The sequence below is a fragment of the Vibrio sp. LaRot3 genome, assembly GCF_027587025.1.
Taxonomy (GTDB): Bacteria; Pseudomonadota; Gammaproteobacteria; order Enterobacterales; family Vibrionaceae; genus Vibrio.
Genome location: NZ_JAPPTI010000003.1, coordinates 308,580 through 330,164, shown reverse-complemented (window position 1 = coordinate 330,164; position 21,585 = coordinate 308,580). Strand labels below are relative to the sequence as shown.

Annotated in this window: 18 protein-coding genes and 1 riboswitch; of the genes, 5 read left to right on the top strand and 13 right to left on the bottom strand. The window is 44.2% G+C overall.

Annotated features, from left to right (window positions below):
- Positions 1 to 221 precede the first annotated feature (221 nt).
- Entirely contained in the window at positions 222 to 1,601 is a 1,380-nt protein-coding gene (gene radA, locus OH461_RS10365) for a DNA repair protein RadA (protein WP_270020535.1), read from the bottom strand.
- A 134-nt stretch (positions 1,602 to 1,735) separates the two neighbouring features.
- Between radA and OH461_RS10360 the strand changes: the two genes are divergently transcribed.
- Entirely contained in the window at positions 1,736 to 4,081 is a 2,346-nt protein-coding gene (locus OH461_RS10360; RefSeq protein ID WP_270020534.1) for a PilZ domain-containing protein, read from the top strand.
- A gap of 79 nt (positions 4,082 to 4,160) precedes the next feature.
- Here the strand turns inward: OH461_RS10360 and serB are convergent, their stop codons facing one another.
- Positions 4,161 to 5,141, bottom strand: coding sequence for a phosphoserine phosphatase (serB, locus tag OH461_RS10355; protein ID WP_270020533.1), 981 nt, complete (start codon positions 5,139 to 5,141; stop codon positions 4,161 to 4,163).
- A 130-nt stretch (positions 5,142 to 5,271) separates the two neighbouring features.
- Between serB and OH461_RS10350 the strand changes: the two genes are divergently transcribed.
- A complete protein-coding gene (locus OH461_RS10350) occupies positions 5,272 to 5,880 on the top strand; it encodes a YtjB family periplasmic protein (protein ID WP_270020532.1) in 609 nt (202 codons plus the stop codon).
- An 85-nt stretch (positions 5,881 to 5,965) separates the two neighbouring features.
- Here the strand turns inward: OH461_RS10350 and deoD are convergent, their stop codons facing one another.
- The 8 genes from deoD to OH461_RS10310 form a co-directional block, all read right to left on the bottom strand.
- Positions 5,966 to 6,685: a purine-nucleoside phosphorylase gene (gene deoD / locus OH461_RS10345; protein ID WP_270020531.1), complete on the bottom strand. Its 720-nt coding sequence runs from the start codon at positions 6,683 to 6,685 to the stop codon at positions 5,966 to 5,968.
- Between the two features lie 68 nt (positions 6,686 to 6,753).
- Positions 6,754 to 7,974 (bottom strand): phosphopentomutase, encoded by a 1,221-nt coding sequence (locus tag OH461_RS10340; protein ID WP_270020530.1) that lies wholly within the window; start codon positions 7,972 to 7,974, stop codon positions 6,754 to 6,756.
- A gap of 65 nt (positions 7,975 to 8,039) precedes the next feature.
- Positions 8,040 to 9,368: a thymidine phosphorylase gene (deoA, locus tag OH461_RS10335; RefSeq protein WP_270020529.1), complete on the bottom strand. Its 1,329-nt coding sequence runs from the start codon at positions 9,366 to 9,368 to the stop codon at positions 8,040 to 8,042.
- A 151-nt stretch (positions 9,369 to 9,519) separates the two neighbouring features.
- A complete protein-coding gene (gene deoC / locus OH461_RS10330; protein ID WP_270020528.1) occupies positions 9,520 to 10,296 on the bottom strand; it encodes a deoxyribose-phosphate aldolase in 777 nt (258 codons plus the stop codon).
- A gap of 536 nt (positions 10,297 to 10,832) precedes the next feature.
- Positions 10,833 to 12,116 carry a NupC/NupG family nucleoside CNT transporter gene (locus tag OH461_RS10325; RefSeq protein WP_270020527.1) on the bottom strand — a complete coding sequence of 428 codons (1,284 nt, stop codon included), beginning with the start codon at positions 12,114 to 12,116 and terminating at the stop codon, positions 10,833 to 10,835.
- Between the two features lie 205 nt (positions 12,117 to 12,321).
- Positions 12,322 to 13,095 carry a TatD family hydrolase gene (locus OH461_RS10320; RefSeq protein WP_270020526.1) on the bottom strand — a complete coding sequence of 258 codons (774 nt, stop codon included), beginning with the start codon at positions 13,093 to 13,095 and terminating at the stop codon, positions 12,322 to 12,324.
- Between the two features lie 162 nt (positions 13,096 to 13,257).
- Entirely contained in the window at positions 13,258 to 14,031 is a 774-nt protein-coding gene (gene yaaA, locus OH461_RS10315) for a peroxide stress protein YaaA (protein ID WP_270020525.1), read from the bottom strand.
- 102 nt (positions 14,032 to 14,133) lie between these two features.
- Positions 14,134 to 15,651, bottom strand: a complete 1,518-nt coding sequence (locus OH461_RS10310) for an alanine/glycine:cation symporter family protein (RefSeq protein ID WP_270020571.1) — start codon at positions 15,649 to 15,651, stop codon at positions 14,134 to 14,136.
- Between the two features lie 693 nt (positions 15,652 to 16,344).
- Here OH461_RS10310 and OH461_RS10305 point away from each other — a divergent pair.
- Entirely contained in the window at positions 16,345 to 16,527 is a 183-nt protein-coding gene (locus tag OH461_RS10305; RefSeq protein WP_260259768.1) for a DUF3545 family protein, read from the top strand.
- A gap of 49 nt (positions 16,528 to 16,576) precedes the next feature.
- On the opposite strand, the gene OH461_RS10300 is transcribed toward OH461_RS10305, so the two are convergent.
- The 3 genes from OH461_RS10300 to nfo form a co-directional block, all read right to left on the bottom strand.
- Complete coding sequence (locus OH461_RS10300; RefSeq protein ID WP_270020524.1) at positions 16,577 to 17,131, bottom strand: hemerythrin domain-containing protein; 555 nt, start codon at positions 17,129 to 17,131, stop codon at positions 16,577 to 16,579.
- Between the two features lie 170 nt (positions 17,132 to 17,301).
- Positions 17,302 to 17,985, bottom strand: coding sequence for a uracil-DNA glycosylase (gene ung, locus OH461_RS10295; RefSeq protein ID WP_270020523.1), 684 nt, complete (start codon positions 17,983 to 17,985; stop codon positions 17,302 to 17,304).
- A gap of 77 nt (positions 17,986 to 18,062) precedes the next feature.
- On the bottom strand, positions 18,063 to 18,938 hold the full coding sequence (gene nfo / locus OH461_RS10290) for a deoxyribonuclease IV (protein WP_270020522.1): 876 nt from the start codon (positions 18,936 to 18,938) through the stop codon (positions 18,063 to 18,065).
- A 336-nt stretch (positions 18,939 to 19,274) separates the two neighbouring features.
- On the opposite strand from nfo, the gene grcA reads away from it, so the two are divergent.
- Both grcA and gbpA read left to right on the top strand, forming a co-directional pair.
- Positions 19,275 to 19,652 (top strand): autonomous glycyl radical cofactor GrcA, encoded by a 378-nt coding sequence (gene grcA / locus OH461_RS10285; protein ID WP_270020521.1) that lies wholly within the window; start codon positions 19,275 to 19,277, stop codon positions 19,650 to 19,652.
- 240 nt (positions 19,653 to 19,892) lie between these two features.
- Positions 19,893 to 19,982: riboswitch (cyclic di-GMP riboswitch) on the top strand.
- A 91-nt stretch (positions 19,983 to 20,073) separates the two neighbouring features.
- Positions 20,074 to 21,534 (top strand): N-acetylglucosamine-binding protein GbpA, encoded by a 1,461-nt coding sequence (gene gbpA / locus OH461_RS10280; protein ID WP_270020520.1) that lies wholly within the window; start codon positions 20,074 to 20,076, stop codon positions 21,532 to 21,534.
- Positions 21,535 to 21,585: the final 51 nt, after the last annotated feature.

The window sequence follows — 21,585 nt, the reverse complement described above, 5'->3', positions numbered from 1 at the left end:
TATGTTAGAGGTGAATATTCTTCAGTAATAGGATAGGTAATACCTAACGATATAAGCAAATTGTCCCGTTAAATTTCAACACCAACAGATTGGCCGACATTATACGGCAAAGGTTTCCGTTTGTTGACCTACGAACATCAAAACCGACGAAAAAAACACGAATCATAACCAGAACGTTTAAACCATCACAGTTTGGTTCGTGCTAATCCATCTTATATGAGTTACAACTCATCAAATGCTTCAATTGCTTCCGACAGTTTTTTCACGCCATGAATCTGCATTCCAGGGATACCACCTTTAGGCATATTCGCTGCCGGTACAATCGCCTTTTTGAAGCCATGTTTGAACGCTTCGTTTAATCGCTCTTGACCACTTGGTACCGGTCGAATTTCACCTGCTAGCCCCACTTCACCAAACACCACTACATCTTTTGGCAGTGGACGGTCTCTAAAGCTTGATAGTAGCGCCATTACTAAGGCTAAATCCGCACTGGTTTCGGTTACCTTGACGCCGCCCACCACATTCACAAACACATCTTGGTCAGCCATTTGTAGGCAACCATGCTTATGTAATACTGCTAATAATAGAGATAAACGGTTTTGCTCAAGACCGACAGCCACTCGGCGCGGATTCGCCAATTGAGAGTAATCCACCAGCGCTTGAATCTCGACTAACAGTGGGCGAGTACCTTCCCACACCACCATCACCGAACTACCTGAGGTTTCTTCTTCACCTCGGGATAAGAAAATCGCAGAAGGGTTACTGACCTCTTTTAGCCCCTGCCCCGTCATGGCAAATACGCCTAGCTCATTGACTGCACCAAAGCGGTTTTTGTGACTACGGAGCGTTCTAAAACGGCTATCAGTGCCACCATCAAGCAGTACCGAACAGTCGATAATGTGCTCAAGCACCTTTGGCCCTGCTAACGTGCCATCTTTAGTCACGTGACCAACAATAAACACAGCGACATTGTTTTGCTTCGCGTAACGAGTCAGCGCTGTCGCGGATTCACGTACCTGAGCAACACTACCCGGTGATGATTGCACGTCTGCTACGTGCATGACCTGAATCGAGTCGATAACCATAATTTTTGGTTGTTCTTTTTCTGCCACTTGGCAGATTCGGTCGACATTCGTTTCAGAAAGCATTTTAAGATGGTCTTTTGGCAGGCCAAGACGCGAAGCGCGCATCGCGACTTGTTGTAAAGATTCTTCACCTGTCACATATAACGTCGGCATTTGCGATGACAACAAACACATAGTCTGCAGTAGCAAAGTGGATTTACCCGCGCCCGGGTTACCACCAATTAATATCGCCGCGCCGGGTACAATGCCGCCCCCAAGTACGCGGTCGAGCTCTTTAAAGCCACTGGTAAACCTAGGTACTTCTTGCAAGTCGATTTCGGATAGCGTCTGAACGGCGCTGTCATTACCAGAACCGGCATAACCAGACAAGCGCTCATTGCGTGCTACTGTGGGCGACGCCGCAAGACGAACTTCTGAAATCGTATTCCATGCACCACATGCGTTACACTGCCCCTGCCAACGAGGGAAGTCAGCACCGCAGTCATTACAAACATAAGCGCGTTTTGCTTTAGCCATATAACCTCAGTGTTTTTTTGTGATATTGGCAACCTATTAAGTCACCTTATAGGCTTGATTCGCCGTAACATATCACTAAAGATCTATTAATCAAGGCCGATATCTAATTCACAAGGACACTCTTACAAAAAAACATGCAGCAGTCGGAAATTCTCTCTATCGCAGAACGACTCATCCCAGTCTATGGAACGGATGATTTTGAATACCTTCTCTCTCAAATGACAGATGGGCAGCCTCCTTCATCTCGAATTTTAGTCAAGATTGAGTTGAAACGGGTCATGACCCCTTGTTTCCGCTCTATTGATTTACGCGGCCGTGTCCAAGGAGAGTGTCGTGAGTATGAACTGGATGGCATTACTCATTGGCTTGATGACGTTGCATTTAATATCTATCACAAGAATGTGCGCAAATTTGGCGGTTATACAGAAGGCGTCTATGAAGCCTTATCCAATACGCGTAACAGCTTTAAGGTAATGAATCAGTTAGGAAAGCCTCAAGGCAGTGACCTAACCAACCCTTCCAGCACCGCCTTTAGCGCAGAACCTCTCGTGATGGGTTACGATCTAAAGCGCAAAGAAAACCGCCTCAAAATCGCCACGCAAATTGAAATATCATTATCTAACGATCAACTGGTGCATGGCGTTACAGTCGACATTTCCCCTTCTGGCGCTAAGTTTAAAGTCCCTTCTGCATTTGATTACAAACTCGGTGAAGCAATCGACGTCACCTTCGTTGAACTCGCCAAGTCGCTCTCTATTCTTAATATCGACAAGCCAATTCAGTTCCGCATTGTGGGTATCGACGAGTCTTATGAAAATGATGCAGTGCGTTTTTTAAGAACCGTCAACATTGGCGATAGTTCGGTACTGGAAGAAATCATTAGCAACCGCTTAGAAAGCGACTCACAAAAAGCGCGGCACGATAACCAAGATAAGGTAATTCGAACTCGAACTCGCGGTTACGAACATAACTACCTAAAACACTCTTGTAACTTGCCGCTATTTTTTAGCGGTAATGAACTCAAACTGGTATTGATGACTGAAAACAATCAACCAGTTTGGCAATACTGGAATGATGAACGCAACCAATTGACGCTTGGTAATCTATTTAGCAAAGAGCGAATGGAGTACCTCACTAAGCCCGGCATGCGCGGCTGCAGCAATGTGCTTTACTCGTTTAAGCACGATCACATGGGCAAAGAAATCTACTTTTCGATGATGATGCCTGAAGCAACTCGTGAGCAACGCCACTTGTTCTGGCATGTTGGGGCGAAAAAAAGCAGCTGGCGCGCCTTCCGCTTATCTGTCTTTGAACTGTCCGAGGATGAACGTGAGCAGCTCGACGAGCTTCCGCCAGAATCTCGTGAGTTGATTCCCGGCCTGACTCATTTTGGCATTTTGCAGGAAATATCTGACTCTAGTACAGGTAAAGATTATCTACTCAGCGAAAAACCGCGCTTACCTAGCAGCTCTTTGAACCGTTTCCGCCATAAACGCAATGCGCCTCATACTCCATTAAGTCTTTACTTTGATGCTCAAAGCCGTCGTAAAGAGCCAAGATATCAATTCCGCTCTCCTCTGATTGTTTCGGGGCAAGGTCAGCAAGCGTCAGGGGTAACACTCGACATTTCAAAACAAGGCCTCTATCTAGCCTTAACCTCACCGCTTGATGTCAAAGCAGATGACATGTGTGAAGTAAACTTTAGTGAGTTGCAACTGTACGATAAATCTCTGCCCCTCGATGCCGTGCCATATAGAGTGATCCGAATCAGCCCGGGTGGCAAGCGGGTACAAATGGTGATGGAGAACAACAGCAAAAACCGTAAGACCATGGCCTTTTTTGGCCGACTGATTGAGCACAACCAAGCCAAATTAGTCGCAAAGCCTGAGATGCTCCCAAGCCAAGAAATGCTCGAAGGGCTACACAACATTTTGCTGGATAAGATCGTTAGCACACCACTCTTTATTGAGAAAAAAGGCGTCAACCTAAAGCCTAAAGTGATTGGGGTCAACTACCCTCTCTTGCCGCACTTAACCATCTTTGCCAAGCTAGGACAAAACCACAAGTTTTCATTAGACCCAATATATAAAGGTAGAACTTCTACCTTATTGGCTGAGCCAATGAAACGAATTGAAGGGGTTAAACCGCAATTCCATGAGTTGTATGTCTCCACGCTGAAATTCGGCACACGGATTCAATCGCTGGAAACCAAACTAGCCTGTGATTTTGAATCCACGCAAGAACGAATTCAGTTCATCAAGAAAACATTAATGATGGGCGAGTTCTATGCGCTGCGTATCTGTGGTGCACCAGTATTTGACCCATTAACTCAATTACTCAGAAAAGACATTGAAGAGCTGAGCCATATCAGCCTGCATCAGGCGAGAACGCTAGAAAAAGAGATTTGTAATATTGTCGGTTACGGTGAAATTATCGATATTACGGAAGAAGTTCTCATTCGACTTGAGCTCACTCAGTAACTCAGCAATCACTAAAAAAGCGAGCTAAATAGCTCGCTTTATTTTTACACTCACAAGTACGTACCCGAAAGTAAGCACTCTAAGGCAATGGTTTAAAGCTGATCTTCTGCTGCTTAACCAAATAACCCGACAAGATACACATTACCCCGCCTAACCCCGAATAACGCACGGCGGTTTGAGCTTGTTGCTCAACTTTTGGTTTAGCATGATAAGCAATACCCAAACCTGCAGCATTCATCATCACCAAGTCATTCGCACCATCACCGACCGCGACGGTATTGTGCACTTCGATTTGATGCTGCTCAGCCAGTTGCAACAAAATTTCAGCTTTGGTTTCAGCAGACACAACCTCACCGAGCACTTTACCGGTTAACTTACCATCCACTATCTCTAACTGGTTAGACTGAGCAAAATCTAAGTTCATCATTTGCTTCAAGTGATCAGAGAAATAAGTAAAGCCGCCAGAAGCGATGGCTGTCTTCCAACCAAATTTTTGCAGCGTCGTAATCAATTGTGGTAGATCAGGCATTAGAGGCAATTGAGCGCGAACCTCGCTCAAAATTGACTCATCTGCACCTTCCAATTTACCGACACGTTGGCGAAGGCTTTGTTCAAAATCCAGTTCGCCTTGCATTGCACGCTCTGTGACTTCCGACACTTCTTCACCCACACCGGCCAATTTAGCAATTTCATCAATACATTCGATCTGGATAGCCGTCGAGTCCATATCAAACACAATTAGCCCCGGCTTAGTGACATCCGGTACATCTTGCAATCGCGCATAGTCTAGCTCTAATGCTTGCAGGATCTCTTCATGTTGCGGAGTAAGCTCACCCGCCATCAGAGCAACCTCATAGCCGCCTACTTTCCAAGTATCTAGGAGTGGCGTGAACTCACCGACAAAAAAATCGATATCATCGAAGTGACGTGGGCTCAGGTACTCACCAAATACGATCCATTGCGCTTTACTGCGGTGCAAGTTAGTCGATAGACGGGTTTCAGGTAAGCGGTTAAGTAGTGTGGTATGACGCTGAATTGAAAGTGTATTAAACATATCCATGTCTAGAATTCCTTTGATTATTGCTATCACGTTACCCTATTGCAATTTGGTTGCGCAAGTCTCAATATGCTTACCGTAGTCTAAAATGTCTTTTTATTCTCTATTTAAGAGAAACCACGGTAGGTAATATATGGACTCTTCACTGTTTTCATTCCGCATGGCGATGCGAATCCTAGCGATCTTACTGCTTATCGCTGGAGGCGCTATTATTGCGGTCAACAGCGTTAAGATCACCAAAGGTAATGAACAGATTCAAGCGAACCAGTTGGAAGTACTGACCAAAATGTTGGTCTCGCAGGCTTCACTGTCTGCCGGTGATATGATTGCAAACCAAGATCAAGAACGTTTACTCAAACTGACCAATCAGCTCTCAACTGACAACTTAGTGTTTGATGCCACTATTTATGACGCAGAAGGCATTCGTTTAGCTTCGAGCGAAAAAGCAAAATCTGTACGTGAAATTCTTGGTTTAGATACCCCTCTTGAAACGGCACGCATTGGCCGACAACAGCTTGTTGAGCCAGTAATGCATGACAACGCCATTGTCGGCTTTATTCGCCTGACCTTTGAGACTGGGCGTTTAACCGCTTTTTCCGATCACTACTATCGTAAAAGTGATCGTTACATGTATGGCATGGTAGGCATGAGTTTCATTGCCGGCCTATTGCTGGCGTTTGTGATTCGTCGTAAACCCAAAAGCAAAGGTGAAAACCTGCTGTTAAAAGAGATGGCTCAATAACCCACTCTACAAAACAAATAAAAAGCCCCGCTCGGTATCTTGCGGGGCTTTTGCTATCTAACGCTTTAGATACTTTAACTATTGGTTACTCTTCGTCACCAAGTAGCACTGAATCTAACGCGATAAGCATCATTTCATTAAAGGTGGTAGCACGCTCATCTGATGTCGTTTGCTCACCCGTTTTAATATGGTCAGAAACCGTACAGATACTTAACGCTTTCGCACCGTACTCAGCTGCAACGCCGTAAATACCTGCCGCTTCCATTTCAACACCGACGATGCCGTATTTGTCCATGACTTCGAACATTTCAGGATCTGGCGTGTAGAACAGCTCAGCAGAGAATAGGTTACCGACTTTCACGTCAATGCCGCGCGCTTTAGCCGCTTGTTCTGCAGCGCGAACCATTTTGTAATCCGCGATGGCTGCAAAGTCATGGCCTTTAAAGCGAATGCGGTTTACTTTTGAATCCGTACACGCGCCCATACCAATCACAACATCACGAACTTTAATGTCTTCGTTTACTGCGCCGCAGCTACCCACACGGATAACTTTTTTAACACCAAAATCTTTAATAAGTTCAGTCACGTAGATAGAGCACGACGGGATACCCATACCGTGACCCATTACTGAAATCTTACGACCTTTGTAAGTACCTGTGTAACCGAACATATTACGAACATCACACACCTGAACCACGTCATCCAGAAATGTTTCCGCAATGTATTTTGCACGTAGCGGATCGCCCGGCATTAGAACGACATCAGCGAAATCGCCCATTTCAGCATTAATATGTGGAGTTGCCATACCATTTTCCTTTCTAAAAGTTAGGCCGAAAAAAGGCGTCTAGTAAGACGCCTAATTAGAGTATTAATTTACAGGAAGCTTTCGCCGTATTCCATCGCTGATGTATCAAAATAATTTGCTAGCGATTGGCCAATATCAGCAAATGTATTGCGACGACCAAGCGAACCTGCCGGTACTTTATGACCGTAAACAAGCACTGGGATGTGCTCACGCGTATGGTCAGTACCTTGCCATGTTGGGTCACAACCATGGTCAGCGGTTAGAATTAGCACATCGTCTTCTTCCATTAACTCAAGCACTTCGTTGATACGACCATCGAAGTACTCAAGCGCAGCCGCATAGCCTGCAACATCACGGCGGTGGCCGTAAGCAGAATCAAAGTCGACAAAGTTAGTAAATACAATCGTGTTATCGCCAGCTGCTTTGATTTGCTCAAGCGTCGCTTCAAACAGAGCTGGAATACCTGTCGCTTTCACTTTCTTGCTGATACCGCAACCTGCGTAGATGTCAGAGATCTTACCGATAGAAACCACGTCACCCTGTTTCTCATCAACCAGTTTTTGCAACACAGTTGCCGCTGGCGGCTCAACAGACAGGTCGCGACGGTTACCCGTACGCTCAAACTGACCTTTACCTGCACCAACAAATGGACGCGCGATAACACGACCGATGTTGTAGTCTTCTAGCTCTTCACGTGCGATTTGGCATAGGTCTAATAGACGCTCTAAGCCAAATGTCTCTTCGTGACACGCAATCTGGAATACAGAGTCCGCTGAAGTATAGAAGATTGGCAAGCCGCTCTTCATGTGCTCTTCACCTAGGTTGTCTAGGATTTCAGTACCTGATGAATGGCAGTTACCAAGGAAACCATCAAGGCCTGCACGCTCAAGAATGCGATCTGTTAACTCTTTCGGGAAGCTGTTTTCTTTATCAGTGAAGTAGCCCCAATTAAATAGAACAGGAACACCAGCAATTTCCCAGTGACCAGACGGAGTATCTTTACCAGAAGAGAGTTCAGCCGCATGGCCATACGCGCCAATCACTTCAGAATCTGGGTTTAGACCTAAGGCAAACTGACCCGTAGACTCTTTGTGCGCCATCGCTAAACCCAGCTTAGTTAGGTTTGGTAACTTTAATGCACCACTACGTTGATCGTTATCAGCAAGGCCCTGATCACATTGCTCAGCGATATGGCCTAGGGTATCTGAACCTACATCACCAAACTTATCTGCATCAGCTGTTGCGCCAATACCAAATGAGTCTAGTACTAAAATAAATGCTCTTTTCATTGCTTCTTCCTTAGGCCCACTCTAAATACTGCTGTTATGGGTGAGCAGGCCTTTTATATAATGCGTTAAACGTCTTCTGCGCGGATTTGGCGGTATACGTTTGGCGTTGGCGTGTATTCACCACCGATAACAATCGCTGCTTTCAGCGCTTTCGCCGCTTCTTGCCATTGTTCTTCGCTACGTGCGTGAATCATCGCTAGAGGCTTGCTTGCATCTGCGGTTTCACCCAAACGGATGAACTGATCAAAACCAACTGCGTAATCGATGCTATCAGTTGCTACGCGACGACCACCGCCCATTGAAACAACAGCCATACCAATTGCGCGAGTATCCATTGCAGAAACTACGCCTTCTTGCTCGGCGTAAACAGGCTTGATAATTTCCGCTTTTTCTAGGTAGTTATCGTAGTTCGCCATGAAGTCAGCTGGGCCACCAAGACCAGCAACCATCTTACCGAAGCACTCAGCCGCTTTACCGTTATCAAGTACTTCCATCAGCTTCGCGTTCGCTTCTTCTGTGTCTTTAGCTAGCTTAGCTAGTACCAACATTTCAGCACACGACGCTAACGTCACTTCCAATAGACGCGGGTTACGGTATTCGCCAATTAGGAACTGAACAGCCTCGCGAACTTCAACTGCGTTACCAGCTGATGATGCCAATACTTGGTTCATATCAGTTAGGATCGCCGTTGTCTTAGTGCCTGCACCATTCGCTACCGCTACGATAGATTTTGCTAGTTCTTCTGATGCTTCGTAAGTTGGCATAAATGCACCAGAACCTACTTTCACATCCATCACTAGAGATTCAAGACCCGCTGCAAGTTTCTTAGAAAGAATAGACGCAGTGATCAATGAGATGTTGTCGACTGTCGCTGTGATATCACGAGTCGCGTATACGCGTTTATCAGCCGGTGCTAAATCGCCTGTTTGACCGATAATAGCCACACCTGCGTCTTTCGTTACTTGGCCAAACACTTCGTTAGTAGGAGTAATGTTGTAACCAGGAATCGCTTCTAGCTTATCTAGCGTACCGCCAGTATGACCAAGACCACGACCTGAGATCATAGGAACAAAACCGCCACATGCCGCCACCATAGGGCCAAGCATTAATGAGGTTACATCACCGACACCACCCGTTGAGTGTTTGTCGACAATAGGGCCACCAAAATTCATGTGGCTCCAATCAATAACCATACCTGAATCACGCATTGCACAAGTCAGTGCGATACGCTCAGGCATCGTCATTTCATTAAAAAAGATAGTCATTGCGAAGGCAGCAATTTGGCCTTCAGAAACAGTGTTGTTTGCAACACCTTGAATGAAAAAGTTGATTTCTTCTGCGCTCAGCACTTCGCCGTCGCGTTTTTTACGAATGATTTCTTGAGGTAAGTACATTAGATCCTCCCATGCTAAAGCTAGCAATGGTTGTAAGGTAAAGAGGTAATGGGGAGCAGCGAATAACTGCTCCACCAAACAGACTTTGTTGTTAGTTTTACTCTAAATATTTGGCGTAGCGGCTAGGCCACAAGCCAAATATAACGAGTAATTAGTAAGCTGTTGGATCAGCTGTTTCGTCTGTCACTTCTAATGTATTAAGAAGGTTCGTCAGCAGGCTTGATGCACCGAAGCGGTAGTGACGAGCATCAACCCAGTTGTCACCTAAGATTTCATCAGCCATTGCTAGGTATGCTGCTGCGTCTTCTGCAGTGCGCACACCACCAGCTGGTTTGAAACCTACAGTTTCTGCAACGCCCATATCACGAATCACTTCTAGCATCATTCGTGCGTATTCTGGAGTTGCGTTTACTGGCACTTTACCAGTTGAAGTTTTAATGAAGTCCGCACCTGCTTCAATACAGATTTGAGATGCTTTCTTGATTAGCGCTTCTTCTTTTAGTTCACCTGTTTCGATAATCACTTTCAGTAGGATATCGCCACACGCTTCTTTACATTGCTTAACCAATTCGAAGCCAACTTTCTCATCACCTGCCATTAGAGCACGGTATGGGAATACTACGTCTACTTCGTCTGCGCCGTAAGCAACAGCCGCTTTAGTTTCAGCAACTGCGATCTCGATGTCATCGTTACCGTGTGGGAAGTTTGTTACTGTCGCGATACGAACGTCAGGTGTACCTTGCTCACGAAGTGTCTTCTTAGCAATAGGAATAAAGCGAGGGTAAATACAAATTGCAGCTGTGTTGCCTACTGCTGATTTCGCGTCATGACATAGTGAGATCACTTTTGCATCAGTGTCATCGTCATTTAGCGTTGTAAGATCCATTAGTTTTAGTGCACGTAGCGCTGCTGCTTTTAAATCGCTCATTTCTATCTCCGATCAATATTCAAAAATGTGGCTGCGACTCTCTCCAATAGTATAGGTTGAGAATCCAGCTATTAATGAACGGACTTGGTTCCTTGAAGACTCGAAGGCAAACAGCGAATTTGCCCCCAATTGCTATCCTTGTCACCGCACAGTACCAGTTTGGCCTATGGCACAACAATCTATGATTGCGGTGTCTTTAATATCACATCACAAACGAAAAGGCTTGTGAGATGTGCTCTTAGCGGCAAATCATTTGCTCACTAGGAGTGAAGTATTCATTAAGTGATTAAGAACTCGCCTCAATCACAATCCTATGATTACTACATTATAGAGATTCACCGCAAAACTGTAGTGCCTCGTAAAGCGCAAACGGTTTGTATCTCAAAAAACTTTGGTTGGCATTTATTCAATGATGACGGATTTCCAATCACGTCTTAGCCATTATTGCCCACCAAAAACGAAAAATGCCCCGCAGCAATTTCTTGCTACAGGGCATAAGGTAATACGGCGTCTATAAATTAAATACCAGCTTTAATTTAAAATGCTGCAAGGCTTAGGCAGAAGCCAGCAATTGTCGCAGCCATTAGGTTAGACAATGTACCAGCAAGTACTGCTTTAATACCCATGCGAGCGATGTCGCTGCGGCGGTTTGGAGCAAGGCTACCTAGACCACCTAGTAGAATCGCGATAGAAGAAAGGTTTGCGAAACCACATAGAGCGAACGAGATGATTGCTGTTGTCTTGTCAGACATTACTTTGCCTGTTTCAGCAACAACTTGAGCTGTTTCACCTAGGTAAGGTGTGAAGTTCAAGTATGCAACGAATTCGTTGATTACTAGTTTCTGACCGATGAATGAACCCGCAACGATTGCTTCGTCCCATGGAACACCGATTAGGAATGCTAGTGGAGAGAACGCGTAACCTAGGATTAGCTCTAGAGTTAGTTCAGGCATACCGAACCAACCACCGATGCCACCTAGCATACCGTTGATAAGAGCGATTAGACCTACGAATGCGATTAGCATTGCACCAACGTTTAGTGCTAGTTGTAGACCAGATGCTGCGCCGCCTGCTGCTGCGTCAATAACGTTAGCAGGTTTGTCGTCGCCACCGTCGATCGCTTCGTCGAAATCTTCATGAGGCTGTTCTGTCTCTGGGTGAAGAATTTTAGCGAATAGTAGACCACCCGGAGCTGCCATGAATGATGCTGCTACAAGGTACTCTAGAGGTACACCCATAGATGCGTAACCCGCTAGTACACCACCAGCTACTGACGCAAGACCACCACACATTACTGCGAATAGTTCAGACTGAGTCATCTTAGGAACAAACGGACGAACAACTAGAGGTGCTTCTGTTTGACCTACGAAGATGTTCGCAGCTGCAGACATTGATTCCGCACGAGAAGTACCCAGTGCTTTTTGTAGCGCGCCACCAAGGATCTTGATAACCCACTGCATTACACCAATGTAGTAAAGTACAGAGATAAGTGCAGAGAAGAAGATCAGTGTAGGAAGAACGCGGAAAGCGAAGATGAAACCACCGCCACCGAACACTTCGAACATCTTGTCAGAAACAAGACCACCGAATAGGAAAGATGAACCATCGTTACCGTAGTTGATAACGTTAGATACACCTTGTGAGAAACCGTTCAATAGATCACGGCCCCAAGGTACGTAAAGTACAAATGCACCTAATACGAATTGGATAGCGAATGCGCCACCCACAGTTCTCAAGTTGATAGCTTTGCGGTTCGATGAAAATGCGAATGCGATAGCAAGCAGCACAATCATACCGACTAGGCTCATAAACAGGCTCATAGTTTATGACTTCCTTATAAGTTATTTGTTGGCGTGTTACAAAATGGAGCTCAAAAAGCGGGGGCAATTATACTCATCCCACCTATGTTAAAGTAATGCGCCCCTCACACTTTCTTATAAGATTCAGTTGGCATTCACCCATTAATGTGATGATTATCACTAATTTTAATCACCACAATCATAATCGATACAACATACTTCGATTTCATTCACAAATATTCAGCGCCAAATTGCCATTTCGCCAAACGATCTCCGCAATCGTTTGCGCATCGTTATTCTGCAATTGAGCCAAAATATCCAAAATCAGAGGCAAACGTTTAGGGTGGTTAATTTGGCCTTGATATCCCATTAAAGGCATATCTGGAGCGTCAGTTTCGAGAACTAAACTATCAAGAGGAAGCTGGGCTACCGCTTGGCGAGTTTTATTGGCTCTTGGGTAGGTAATAACACCTCCAACACCAATATAAAATCCCAAATCAACAAACTGTTTGGCTTGCTGATAACTGCCAGAAAATCCATGCAAGATCCCCCCAGTTTGATGCCGCTGCTGCTTTAACAACTGTAACAATCTATTGTGCGTTTTTCGTGCATGGAGCACTAAAGGTAAGCGATGCTGATTAGCGAGCTTTATCTGCTCAATCAATAAGGTTTCTTGTAATTCGATTCCGACATCAACCATCCCATCTAAGCCGCACTCCCCCACAGCCACGCAATTAGGTGGTTTGGTCGCAAGCAAAGTATCGAGCTGCTCTAACTGAGAAACCGCTTGAGCATCCAAAAAATAAGGGTGGAAGCCTAACGCAATATAGACTTGTGGATTATCACGGGCTAATTGCTGCAATAACGGCCAATTGCTTAAGCCAATCGCAGGGATAAGGAAGCGCTCAACTCCAGCTTGATTCGCTGCCGCAAGTTGATTGGGAAAATCATCCTGAAAAGGGGGGAAGTCAAAGTGACAATGTGTATCGAACAGACGCATTAACAATCACCTAGTTAATCCGTTTTAGATTCAGCATCGTGACTGGGGTCTTTACGATAAGGCACGCAGCTGCGCTTTTGATCGGGTGTCAGTCCCATCGAACGACACCACGCATCATACTTTGCAATCCAGCGCTTTACTGCCTGCCACATACCTAAACCTCTATTGCTCTTCTCGCTTGAATACCAACTCAGTTGGTGAAGACTCTTCTTCAACGAAGTAATAACCCGCCACATCAAACTTAGTCAGATCCGCCACGCTTTCGATACGATTTTCAATAATGTAGCGTGCCATCATGCCACGAGCTTTCTTTGCGTAGAAACTGATCACCTTATAGGTGCCATTTTTACAATCTTTAAAGACTGGCGTAATCACCTGTGCGTCAAGGTTTTTAGGTTTTACCGCTTTGAAGTACTCGTTTGATGCCAAGTTAATCAGAACATTGTCGCCTTGTTCACTGATCGCCTGATTGAGCTTATCGGTAATAACATTGCCCCAAAACTGGTACAGGTTAGTGCCTTTGTCGTTGGCAAGCTTTGTCCCCATCTCTAATCGATAAGGCTGCATCAAATCTAATGGCTTTAATAAACCGTATAAGCCTGACAACATGCGTAAATGCTGCTGAGCATAGTCAAAATCATCCTCAGATAAGCTTGCGGCATCTAAACCAGTATAAACATCACCTTTAAAGGCCAAAATCGCTTGGCGCGCATTCTCTACAGTGAAAGTCTCACTCCACTCTTGAAAACGACCAACATTCAGGTCAGCGATTTTATCGCTCACTTTCATTAAGCTTGCGACATCGGCTGGCGTTAGCTTGCGGCATACTTCAATAAGCTGTTTAGAATATTCAACTAACTCTGGCTGAGTGAACTTCTCCGTCGCAAGAGGCGATTCATAATCGAGCGTCTTGGCTGGTGATACGACAATTAACATGACTTTACTCTATTGGTTATCTGTTTTTATTCAGTTTAGGGTACAAAAAAAGCCATGCATTGTCTGCATGGCTTTTCAAATCGTATTAATAGCTATCAGCGATTAACTCTTGTTGTTTTGATCCCAGATACCATCTTCAAGCTGAGACTTCAGCTCTGGGTAATCATTTGAATCAAACGTAGGGACTTTACCCGCATCTAACTGCTGGTTGTAGTCTTTCGCTAGCTTAATCACGATGCCAGATAGCAATAGAATCGCTATCAAGTTAACAATCGCCATTAGACCCATAGATACGTCTGCTAGTGCCCAAACAACAGGAAGAGACGCGACTGCACCAAACACAACCATACCTAGTACGAATATACGGAATAGGCCAAGACCTGCTTTATGGTTATGCTCTAGGAAAATCAGGTTTGTTTCTGCGTAAGAGTAGTTTGCAATGATTGAGGTAAAGGCGAAGAAGAAAATCGCTACCGCAACAAAGATACCACCCCAGCCACCAACTTGTGAGCTTAGTGCTGCTTGAGTCAGTTCAATACCGGTTACTTCACCGTGTGGTACATATTCACCAGACATTAGAATGATAGCAACAGTCGCTGAACAGATAACGATAGTATCCATAAATACGCCTAGCATCTGCACGTAACCTTGTGATGCAGGGTGTGGTGGGTACGGTGTCGCTGATGCTGCTGCGTTTGGCGCAGAACCCATACCCGCTTCGTTCGAGAACAAACCACGCTTAATACCGTTAATCATCGCTTGTGCGATAGCGTAACCTAGACCACCTGATGCTGCTTCTTGCAGGCCAAATGCACTCTTAACGATCAGCGAGATAACCGCTGGTAGTTTCTCGATGTTTGCAAACATAACAAACAGAGCAAGCGCAAGGTAAGCCAGTGCCATTAGCGGAACGATAAGCTCAGCCACTTTCGCAATACGTTTGATACCACCGAAGATAACAACCGCTGCAAGCATCATCACGCCACAGCCAATCATCAACGATTCTTTGATGATAACAATGTTACCTGAATCCGTGCTGTCCATTAGTGACATTAAGAATGCAGGAACGGAAATTTGAATTTCTGTTTTTGGTAGCTCGAATGCCGAAATAACCGCATTAGCGATTGAGTTCGCCTGTACCGCGTTGAAGACAAGACCGAAAGCAATGATTAGGAACACTGAGAACAGTACACCCATCCAACGCATACCTAGGCCTTTTTCCATGTAGTATGCTGGACCACCACGGTAGTTACCGTCGTCGTCTTTTGTTTTGTACAGCTGCGCTAGCGTACTTTCTGCAAACGACGTTGCCATACCTAGCATGGCGATTAGCCACATCCAGAAGATAGCGCCTGGGCCACCAGCAGTTAGTGCAACAGCAACGCCGGCCATGTTACCTGTGCCGACACGAGCAGCAAGACTAGTACAAAGTGCTTGGAAAGAAGAGATACCAGCAGTGTCAGCTTTACGGCTGTTCTTCAATACTGAGAACATGTGGCCGAAGTGGCGGAACTGAATAAAACCAAGTCGGAAAGTAAAGTACACGCCTACACCGACTAAAAGATAAACAAGAACAGAACCCCATAGTAATCCGTTCATTAAATTGATTAAGTCTGTCATAACATCCTCGTAGTGAGTTTCACCAATCACTGCATCCATGCCATCCATCTAGCTGCTCGACTAAGTGTCAAGATTGCTTAGTGTTTAGGTTTTATTTTTCGCAGCTCAGATATGTAAATTTCGCTTCATGCTTCCATTTTACGTATCAGCGTATTTTTTGACGGGCGGATAATGCAGTGAAGAATAGCAAAAATCAATATGCATTCAATTGCTTTTGATTGTTATTTTTCACTATAAAATCACCATCGATTAACACAAACCATCACACATCAAACACAAATAAAGCACATTAACATCAAATATTAACAACAAGCGCGATCTTGGTTCAAATTAAAAAACAGCATCCTATAAAATCAGGGCAATTCCTTATTCCTACTGGTTTTATCTCTAAAAATAGCCACTCATTTATGCGTCCTCTCAATGCAATTATCCAGCTTCACCCTATGACAGGGGATACTCACTATTGTTTATGCAATTTGGAACAGCCGATTAACATCAAAAATAGTCAAAATTAATCGATTAAGTGATGACAAACGGTTATTTTTTATACAACACATCATTCATAAACAGTGTGGTTATGCACAAAATACAATGAAAAATTCATCAAATCGCAACAAATGAGAAATCAATCATAGATAGCCTTGCTGCTCAGTGGTATTTAATCTTCAAACAACAAAGTAAACGAGGTTGCTTATGGAAGGCTTAAACTTTGAAGAGTTCTTGGATATGGACTTACCGCGCGGACGCGCATCTCGCTCTAAGCCAGTCAAACGTAAATGGCGTGAAATCGAAGCGATAAAAGATCGCCGCCGACTAGAAAAAGAGCTAAGAGATATGGACATCGGCTTAGACAACTTTGATGATTTAGATTTCTAAAAAAAGAGGCTTAACGCCTCTTTTTTAATTTCTAATCGTCAATACTAAGCTACACACACTCTAACTCAGTTTGACGTACTCGTTCAGCCAGTTGCGAGTATCGTTCAGCGATCGTTTCGCCAAATACAGGATCATCTTCATTACTTCCTGTATAAAGTTGCTCGACCGCTTGCCAATCTTGTACAGAGAAACGTTGGTGGATCATCGGTAAAATGCTCTTCTCTTCTAACTCCAAGTGTTGGCGCTGAGAATTCATAAACTGCTCTAACTGTTCAAGAAATATATGATGTGGCACAACCGCATCTTGCAAGATCATATCGACAATATTAAGGAAGGCATGAGTTTTACACTCGAGCAGTTTGTGCTCAAACTCTAAGTTTTCCATCTCTTGTTTATTGCCATAATGCTCAAGGTAATAGTGGTAAAGAATATCCTCTTTCGGATGATGTTCTTTCTCTGCATGCTCAGACAGATAGTCAACTATCTCTTTGATTAAGCTATAGTTAACGGACTTCTCTTGCTTAAGCAACTCAACTTTGCTTGCCAATATAGATAGCAGGCGAACAATATAACCATGTTCACGCTTGATTTGTTCAAGCATCATAGTGCTTCTCCTTAAACACACAATCTTTGTAAGTGTATAGCAAGATGGGTACTTAGGTTTGAATACCCTTCAAAGAATCGGATAAAGATATTTATATCAATGCCATTAAGTCTCTCACAAACCAAAAGAGGCACAAAAAGTGCCTCTTATATATAGTGAGAGCATTATCACTAGACTAAAAATGGCAAGCGCCAATCAATTGGAGTGAGATCTTGTTCAGCCAGTATTTGATTGGTTTTCGAGAAGTGTTGGCAACCGAAAAAGCCTCTACGAGCAGAGAGGGGGGATGGATGCGGTGCTTCTAACACGAAGTGTTTTTCACGATCGATAAACTGACCTTTCTTCTGAGCATGTGCGCCCCAAAGCAGGAAAACGACCCCAGAACGGTGCTGGTTAATTTCAGCAATCATTTTATCGGTAAATTTTTCCCAACCGGTTGTTTTTGCGTGAGAATGAGCTTGCCCTTGCTCTACGGTCAATACCGTGTTTAACAACAATACGCCCTGCTCTGCCCACGATCGAAGATAGCCATGTGACGGAATATCAAAACCATCGACATCTTGGGCAAGCTCTTTATACATATTAACTAATGAAGGCGGCGTCTTTACTCCGGGCAGAACAGAGAAACATAAACCATGCGCTTGATTCGGCCCGTGATAAGGATCTTGACCTAGAATGACAACCTTAACTTGATCAAACTCAGTGGCATTAAAGGCATTAAATACATCCTGCTCTGGAGGGTAAATCTCTTTACCCTGCTCACGCTGCTCAGCCACATACGCGAGAGTTTGTTGCATGTACTCTTGTTGTTTCTCGTTATCGATAATGGACTGCCAAGTCAAAGATTCGGCCATGAGTCATTCCTCTATATTAAGGGCAATATTCTGTCGTGACACATTGTCGCAAAAACTGCCCTCTATATATAGGCAAGTTAGTTTTCTAGTGATTGAATATGAGCGTTACGAATGAACTCGATCTCTTGCGGCCATAACTCAGGTTCGATCGTCTCTAATATAAGAGGGATACCATCAAAGCGCGCATCTTGAGCGATGTATTCAAAACACCCCCAACCAATCTCTCCTTTACCCAATGCATGGTGACGGTCGACTTTACCACCAAGCTCAATTTTCGAGTCATTGATGTGCATCGCTTTGAGGTATTTCATACCAACGACGCGATCAAACTCGGCAAAGGTTTCTTCACATGCTTCAAATGTTCGTAAGTCATAACCGGCGACAAAGGTGTGGCAAGTATCAATACACACGCCTACCCGAGATTTGTCTTCTACATGCTCAATGATCTCGGCAATATGCTCAAAGCGCCAACCAAGGTTTGTCCCTTGCCCTGCTGTATTTTCGATCACGGCAATCACATTCGGCACTGCTTGATGCGCTAAATTAATTGATTCTGCGATTTTTGCTAAGCACTCTTGCTCAGTAATCTTTTTAAGATGGCTGCCGGGGTGAAAATTAAGCAGCGTCAAACCCAATTGGTTACAACGCTCCATCTCGTCGATAAATGCAGCTCGCGATTTCTCTAACTTCTCTTGTTCAGGTGCACCTAAGTTAATCAGGTACGAGTCATGAGGTAAAATATGGTCTGCACTGAAACCAAGCATCTTACAGTTGGCTTTAAACGCACTGATGGTTTTCTCTTCTAATGGCTTTGCTACCCACTGTCGCTGATTTTTTGTAAACAACGCAAAAGCATTGGCGCCAATTTCCCTCGCTCTCATCGGCGCTTGATCAACACCACCAGCAGCTGAAACATGAGCGCCAATATACTTATTTCCGACATTTTTTTTCATTGTTCTTTAATCACTTTGTTCTTTCAGTATTGCTACCATATTACAAGCATTTAGCTCTTCAAGATGGCTATAAAAACATCATTTTGTAGTAAAATTACAACAAAACAACACATTTAACTATTTTTTATATATTAAAATAAATTGTAATCACCATGTTTTAAAAGGTTTTATTGATTTAACTCAACAAAATCCCCATCACAAAAATGAGGTTTTTGGTTGTTTTTTGACTTAAATCAATATTATAATCATGGATATTAGCTATATAATACTCAGCTCAACAAAATATTGAAAATTAACACCAATAACACCACAGAAAATGTGGCTTAGGAGATAGTGATGATCCAAGGTATTCAGATTACTAAAGCAGCTAACGACGATCTACTTAACTCAATCTGGCTTCTAGACGGCGAGAAGAACGAAGCACGTTGTGTTGCTGCGACTTCTGGTTACGAAGCAGACCAAGTTGTTGCAATCAACGAACTAGGTGAGTACGAAAGCCGTGAAGTAGCAATCGAAACAGCACCTCGCATTGAAGGTGGTCAACACCTAAACGTGAACGTTCTAAAACGTGAAACTCTAGAAGACGCAGTTGCACACCCAGAGAACTACCCTCAGCTAACTATCCGTGTATCTGGTTACGCTGTACGTTTCAACTCTCTAACTCCAGAGCAACAACGCGACGTTATCGCTCGTACTTTTACAGAGTCTCTATAATTTCCTTGCCCTTGGGCAGCAAATTACTCTTTCTAAAAAGCAGGCCATGTGCCTGCTTTTTTATTGCTTGTCACCTCAAGGTATTAGCAAATTCTATTATTTACCCAGCAAATACATAACTAGAGTTATAACTCGTAACAATCATTTGTTAAGCCAATGTCAGACTGAGAGTTTTATTCCACATCTCAATCAAACTCATATCTGCTTAACTGCAAACTAAGCTAAATTCCGCCTGCTCAATCACACTTTCGGCAAACCATTTGAAAAAATGGGACGCAAAGCCACCGATCTAACGATGTACTTAGCATCCATGATAGCGGAGCTGCCATTCAACTTATCGAATGAAATGATACCTGCCGAGGTGTGGCAATAATTTTGTCAGTCTCGTACCGGAAAAACCGGGCAATAAAAGGAATACGTGATGAGAACTCAACCAAGCAAAACGCTTTTGGCTCTTACACTCGCTTCTATCAGTAGCGGTGTAATGGCACATGGCTATGTGTCTGAATATCAGGATGGTATCGCCGCAGGGCGCGCTGCACTATGTAAATTCCCAACCTCTGATACCAATGAAAAGAACCGTAACTGTGGCGCAATACAATATGAGCCACAAAGCGTAGAAGGCCCAGATGGTTTCCCAGAAACAGGCCCTGTTGATGGCAAAATCGCCAGTGCTCAAACCGCACTTGCTGCTGCATTAGATGAACAAACCTCTGATCGTTGGGTCAAGCGACCAATACAATCTGGCAGCCAAACTTTCGAATGGACGTTTACCGCTAATCACGTGACCAAAGATTGGAAATACTACATTACCAAAGCAGATTGGAACCCAAATACCCTGCTTAGCCGCAACTCGTTCGATTTAACCCCTTTCTGTGTAGTTGATAGCAATATGGTTCAACCACCAAAACGAGTTAGCCACCAATGTCAGGTGCCTGAGCGTGAAGGTTACCAAGTGATTCTGGCGGTTTGGGATGTGGGTGATACTGCGGCCTCTTTCTACAACGTCATAGATGTTCAGTTTGATGGCCAAGGCCCGGTTCTGCCAGACTGGAATCAAGTCGGTCAAATATCACCAACCATGGATTTAAACATTGGTGATACCGTTTACACTCGTGTATTCGATCAATCAGGTGAAAACCTCAGCTACCGCACTGAACTGACGATCGATTCAACGGAACTGACTCAAGCTCAAAACTGGTCTCATGCTCTGGCGAGTAAAATCAACCAGCAACAAACTCTTATTCAAGCGGGTCAGTTCAGCGATGGTCAATTTACACCTGTATACGGTACTAACCCTCTACACGTAAAAGCTGACAGCAGTCTAAAGCGTATTGAGATAGGTTATAACATCGATATTCCAGCTCCGGACTATTCATTGACCGTAGATGGCCTACAAGCGGAATATATCATTAGTGACCAACCTACCGAGCTCTCTTTAACGTTAGCCGCCGCTGGTGATCAACAAGCAGAACTTACCGTGTACAACCACGGCCGAGAGCCTCTAGCAAGTTGGTCGGGGGAACTGCTAGATGGTCAATACTTGCCGTTAAGCCTAACGCTAAGTAAATCAGAGCAAGGCCACCATATGCTGGTAAGCCGAATTAAAGACAAGTCAGGTAACTTGATCGATCAGCAAAGCTACGATTTTCACTTAGTTAAACAGCAGACTCCGCCTCCATCAGATGATTACGATTTTGTTTTCCCTGATGGTCTAGACAGCTATAGCGAAGGCACTAAGGTACTCGCCACAGATGGTTCAGTATACCAATGTAAAGCTTTCCCTTACTCAGGCTACTGTGTGCAATGGAGCGAAAGTGCTAATCAGTTTGAGCCTGGAGTTGGCTCCCATTGGTCAATGGCGTGGGATAAACTCAACTAATTGCCTCCACTTGATGAACTAAAAAAGCGGAACTTAGGTTCCGCTTTTTCA